The following is a 4582-nucleotide window of genomic DNA, read 5'->3' on the forward strand; positions in this document are numbered from 1 at the left end:
CCATCGGCGGGCTGCGCTACCTGTTGGCCGGCGGGGATCCCGGCGAGGTCAGCAAGGCCAAGGACACGCTGAAGTACTCCGCGCTGGGCTATGGGGTGGCGATCCTCGCGCCGATCCTGGTGGAGATCCTGCGCGGCTTCGTCGGGCTGGGCTGAGGATGCGCACCCGCCACCGCGCCCGGCTCATTCTCTCCGCTGCGGCGCTGGTCGTGCTGGCACTGGTTGCCGCGCTTCTGGTTCCTGCCGTGGGTGCGGGACCGGCCGATGCCGCGGTTGCCGCCCCGGCGCCACCTGAGCCCGCCCCCGGTGCCGAACCGGAACCACCGGAGCCCTCAGCGCCGTCTTCCCCTCCTGAGACCTCGCCTGATCCCTCTGCCGCACCTGGGGTTGAGCTTCCCCCCGTAGCGCGGACACTTGAGGTGAGGGCAGGCGTGATCATCAGGAAGGATGTCGCCCATGCCCTCTCCACACTCGCCCGAGTTCCGCCGCCGCGCTGTCGAGCTGGCGCGCCAGGGCAGCAAGTCGACCGTCGAGCTCGCCAAAGACCTCGGTATCAGCCGCTCGTGCCTGCAGAACCGGGTCGCCCAGGCCGCTGCCGAGGAGAAAGCGGCCGGCGATGCCGCCCGGCCTACAAGTGCGGAAAAGAAGGAACTCGCCGAGCTGCGCCGCCGCAACAAGCAACTGGAATCCGAAAACCAGATCCTCAAGCGGGCCGCAGCCTATTTTGCCAGTGAGAACGTACTCCCAAAGTAATGTACTCGCTGGTCCGTGAATGTGCCGCCGACTCGATCCCGGTCGCGGTGACCTGTCGAGTACTCAACGTATCCACGTCGGGATACTACGCCTGGCGCGATCGGCCCGAATCACCGCGCGCCCAACGCAACAGGGAAATCACGAAGACGATCCGCACCATTCACGAGGAATCGCGCGGCACCTACGGGGCGCCGCGCGTGCACGCCGAACCGGTGCTGGGTCTGGGCGAGCGTGTGAACCGCAAGCGGGTGGAGCGCCTGATGCGCGAGGCCGGTCTGCAAGGCCTCTACCGGCGCCGGATTCGCCGCGGCCGGGCCAACCCCGCCACCGAGGAGGACCTGGTCCAGCGGCGATTCGCCGTGACTGGGCGCGACCGCCTCTGGCTGACCGATATCACCGAGCACCCCACTCAGGAAGGGAAACTTTACTGCGCTGCCGTGATGGACGCCTATTCGCGGCGTGTCATCGGTTGGTCGATGGATGCGCGCCAGGACACCGACCTGGTGGTCAACGCGCTGGCGATGACTGTCGCGCGGCGCAATCCGCTACCGCGTTCCACGATCCTGCATTCCGACCACGGGACCCAGTACACGTCGTGGGCGTTCGGGAAGCGTCTGCGCGACGCCGGCCTTCTGGGATCAATGGGAACGGTCGGCGACTGCTACGACAATTCCATGATGGAGTCGCTGTGGGCGACGATGCAGTTGGAGTTGCTCGACAGTCGGGCGTGGAAAACCCGAGATGAGTTGTCCACAGGAATCTTCGAATGGATAGAATGCTGGTATAATCCTCGTAGGCGCCACTCCAGTATCGGAATGCGCAGTCCTGCCACGTTCGAAGGGCTCAACCTGCCCTCAAGCACCCGCGGCTGACCTCACCGACAGCGTCCACACAAGCGGGGGAAGCTCACGGGTGGCCTCCAACACCGGCGCCTGCGCCCACGGAAGCGCCTTGACTTGGGCGAACAGTGTGGGCTGGTTGGCCTTGACGGTAAGCAGATAGTCCGCGCCGCGCCCGACCAGATGCTCGGCGGTGGGCCTCTGGGTGTGCAGAGCATCGGCGCTGATCATCCGTCCGGCCACATCGAGCCCGGCGAGGAGGGCGCCCACAGCGGCGATCCCCGCCTCCGACTATGCAATCGTTCTGACACCAGTGGGGCCCGGAGCCGAAACGTCAATTTCCGACGTCCACCGGACCCCCTGGCCTACGTCGGAGTTATGAGGATGGGCGGGGGATTTGTGGTTCTCCGTTCCATGACGGTTTCCACAAGTGCAAGGTGTAGATTTCGGTCCCGTCGAGTTGGCTCAGCAACTCCCAAGTCTGGGTGTCATCAAGCTCCTCTTCTTCGGCTTGCTCCCAAATATCGATACTGCGCTGCATTGCTTCTTCGGCCCCCCGTCTGAACAGGATATAGCTGTAATGACCGGGTGCAGGAAGATGCAGCTCCCCTTGGGTATCCCCCAACAGAGGGGTGACTGCGATTCTCCCGGAGGGACTGGCGAAATTGCCCGCGGCGATTTCATCGTCGCCACCTACGGTCGGCTGCCCTTCCCAGCACTGGAGAAGGAATCGCGTCCGCAGGGATTCTTCGGCGGTCCTTAGGGAGAGTTGGCTCGTGGTAGCACCGGGAGTCGGACGGTGGTTCGCATCGGTGTGGGACATGCTGTCGTGCACGTCGACGACGCCGTGCGTGGGCCGGACGAGCACCTCCAGACGTTGAACGGGTTCCAATTCCGATGGCGGCCTTTCTTAAGAGGTCACTTCGACGCGGAAGGCGTCCCCGTGCAGAATCCGGTTAGACTTATAGAAGGTGTTCTGGCGTCGCCCCGCTTCCTCGTTGTCGCTTCGGTCGATGGGGCGGGCCGAGAACCGGTCGGTACCAGCACCTGCCCCTTCCATAGTGGTAGCGAAGGGGAACTCGTCGCAATGCAGTGTGTTGCCGGAGCCGTAGTCGCTACCCCAAACGTCGCGGCAGGTACTGATTGCCTTCTCTCGGTTGCGATCACGTTGGGTCTCATCGGTCGTGCGGTGCAGTGGTTCGCTGGTTCCCGGAACAGTCTTTCCTACCCAAGATGGGAAGGTCAAATAGGGGCGTTCCAATGCATCGCGCATGTGTTGCGCCTGCTCGTTCACGGCTGGATCGTTTAGACTAAGAGAGAAGTAGGGCTGAGCATCCTGGAAGACGGTTCCCTTGGGCGTTGGAACATAATTGGAGGACCCACGGTAATCATACCGGGCGTTGATATTGGCTTCGCCGATGGCCGAATAGGGAGGCGTGGCCCCGGGAGAAGAGACGCCCATGTCGAGGCTGACCATGTCGGAGACGAGTTGGAAATCACCGCTCTCGAATTGCGGCCCGTCGTCGGGAGCGATATAGGTCAACGACCATTCAGGTTGAGTCTCCCAGAGAGTCAGCTTTCCGCTACGGCGTTCGGATGGAGGCGGGGTCACCTCTGAAGAGTTGCTCGTGTTACGGAACTTTCCGAAGCTCCCCTGCCCGATGCGGTCGGGACCGAACTCGCCCTGCGCCTCACCGGCCGCTACCTCGTGGGCCATAACGTCGGTGTCGACTGGCGCCCGCTGCATCGGCGCTATCCCGGCGTCCGCCCGGCCGGCGTGATCGACACCTTGCGCCTGGCCAAACGCACGGGAGCCACTGTGCGCTCCCTGACCGCCCTCGTCGACCGCTACGCCCTGAGGGGCCGCCTCGGCGAACTGGTGCCCGACGGGCGCCCCCACCGGGCCCTGTGGGACACCGTCGCCGCCGCGCTCCTCCTACACGAAATCGTCGCCGAGCAGTGGACGTCCGCGCCTGGAATCGATGCGCTCGTCGCCAGCGCAGGCGAGCGGTTCGGCCATCGCAACGGCCCCGAGCAGCAGACGCTGCTGTAGGACACGCGTGGCAAGCCGGAAACGTAAATCCCAACCACTGGGCCGGTGTGCGCGTTCGGCATCCCACTACGTCGAGATAGACCGGGCACCAAGATGCCTGGCGCATGCCTGGTCGGCCTGGAGGGTCGCCAAGGCATGCGATAGCAGTGGCCAGTCACTCCACGCGGTGACGCTCCAACTCGCCGGGCACTGGACTGTCCGGGAGCCGGGTCTCACTCATCTCGGAAACTCAAGTCCCTCAGGCGCAACTCGTCACGCAGGATGCGGACCGCCTTTGGGCCGGAGCACCAGCACACCGCTCACGGGCCCGGTCGGGCTGCTCCCACCGGTGCTGGGCGATAAGCCACCCGGGACCATCCCCGCGTGTGCGGGGAGCACCTCCGCAGTCGCCGCACACCACGTCGCGGAGGGGGACCATCCCCGCGTGTGCGGGGAGCACACTGAATGACCTGCGCCTTCGCCGACCCTATAAGCCGATTTCATTCACTTCACCAGAAACCGACAAAAACCCCACGCTTCCGCGAACTCACAGCTGTCTTAAGGCCGGAATCAGTCTCTACAGCGCGAGGGAAGGAACCCTCGCCTGATCGAAGCGCCCCTGCTGTCCCCACTGTTTGATCAGACGCCCCAACGTTCCTTGTGGCCAAAGTGGGACGCGATCTCGCGGCCGGTGGGCAACGAGCCGCCCTCACCACGGTTGTCCAGGGCCCAGTGCCAGGCCTCGGCCTGGCACCGCGGTACCGACTCAGACGGGGCTGCAGATTCTGTGGCGACTGCTGATGCGGCAGTTTCGACAGCCTCGACGACGTCCAACCGTGGCCGTCCGCCTACGCCGGACTCGGATACACCTTCGGCTTCTAGCCGCCCAGTCGATTGCGGCTCAGCGGACGGGACAACGCCTGGTGTGGGCGAGGTCTGCTCATCATCGGTGTACGCAG

6 protein-coding genes are annotated in these 4582 nt (G+C 64.6%); 4 read left to right on the forward strand and 2 right to left on the reverse strand.

All coding sequences use genetic code 11. The features are described 5' to 3' along the window. Positions 1-11: 11 nt before the first annotated feature. The 3 genes from LP52_RS27860 to LP52_RS25295 all read left to right on the forward strand — a co-directional run bounded on the left by LP52_RS27860 (position 12) and on the right by LP52_RS25295 (position 1624). Complete coding sequence (locus LP52_RS27860) at positions 12-155, forward strand: hypothetical protein (protein WP_274518825.1); 144 nt, start codon at positions 12-14, stop codon at positions 153-155. A gap of 300 nt (positions 156-455) precedes the next feature. Further along, positions 456-752, forward strand: coding sequence for a transposase (locus LP52_RS25290; protein ID WP_040276934.1), 297 nt, complete (start codon positions 456-458; stop codon positions 750-752). Beyond that, on the forward strand, positions 752-1624 hold the full coding sequence (locus LP52_RS25295) for an IS3 family transposase (protein ID WP_040276935.1): 873 nt from the start codon (positions 752-754) through the stop codon (positions 1622-1624). Before LP52_RS25290 ends, LP52_RS25295 begins: the two co-directional genes overlap by 1 nt. Here LP52_RS25295 and LP52_RS25300 read toward each other — a convergent pair. Continuing rightward, complete coding sequence (locus LP52_RS25300) at positions 1607-1861, reverse strand: hypothetical protein (protein ID WP_040276936.1); 255 nt, start codon at positions 1859-1861, stop codon at positions 1607-1609. The genes LP52_RS25295 and LP52_RS25300 overlap by 18 nt on opposite strands. Positions 1862-2501: 640 nt before the next feature. Beyond that, entirely contained in the window at positions 2502-3308 is an 807-nt protein-coding gene (locus tag LP52_RS26920; RefSeq protein ID WP_169775410.1) for a NucA/NucB deoxyribonuclease domain-containing protein, read from the reverse strand. A 60-nt stretch (positions 3309-3368) separates the two neighbouring features. Between LP52_RS26920 and LP52_RS25305 the strand changes: the two genes are divergently transcribed. Next, positions 3369-3644 carry a hypothetical protein gene (locus tag LP52_RS25305; protein WP_157036482.1) on the forward strand — a complete coding sequence of 92 codons (276 nt, stop codon included), beginning with the start codon at positions 3369-3371 and terminating at the stop codon, positions 3642-3644. Positions 3645-4582: the final 938 nt, after the last annotated feature.

It is taken from the genome of Streptomonospora alba (genome assembly GCF_000826685.1).
Lineage (GTDB): Bacteria > Actinomycetota > Actinomycetes > Streptosporangiales > Streptosporangiaceae > Streptomonospora > Streptomonospora alba.

What these genes read in the sequence shown, in the direction of transcription:
- LP52_RS25290 (WP_040276934.1), top strand. Translation starts at nt 456, where the DNA reads ATGCCCTCTCCACACTCGCCCGAGTTCCGCCGCCGCGCTGTCGAGCTG.
- LP52_RS25295 (WP_040276935.1), top strand. Translation starts at nt 752, where the DNA reads ATGTACTCGCTGGTCCGTGAATGTGCCGCCGACTCGATCCCGGTCGCG.
- LP52_RS26920 (WP_169775410.1), bottom strand. Translation starts at nt 3,308, where the DNA reads ATGGCCCACGAGGTAGCGGCCGGTGAGGCGCAGGGCGAGTTCGGTCCC.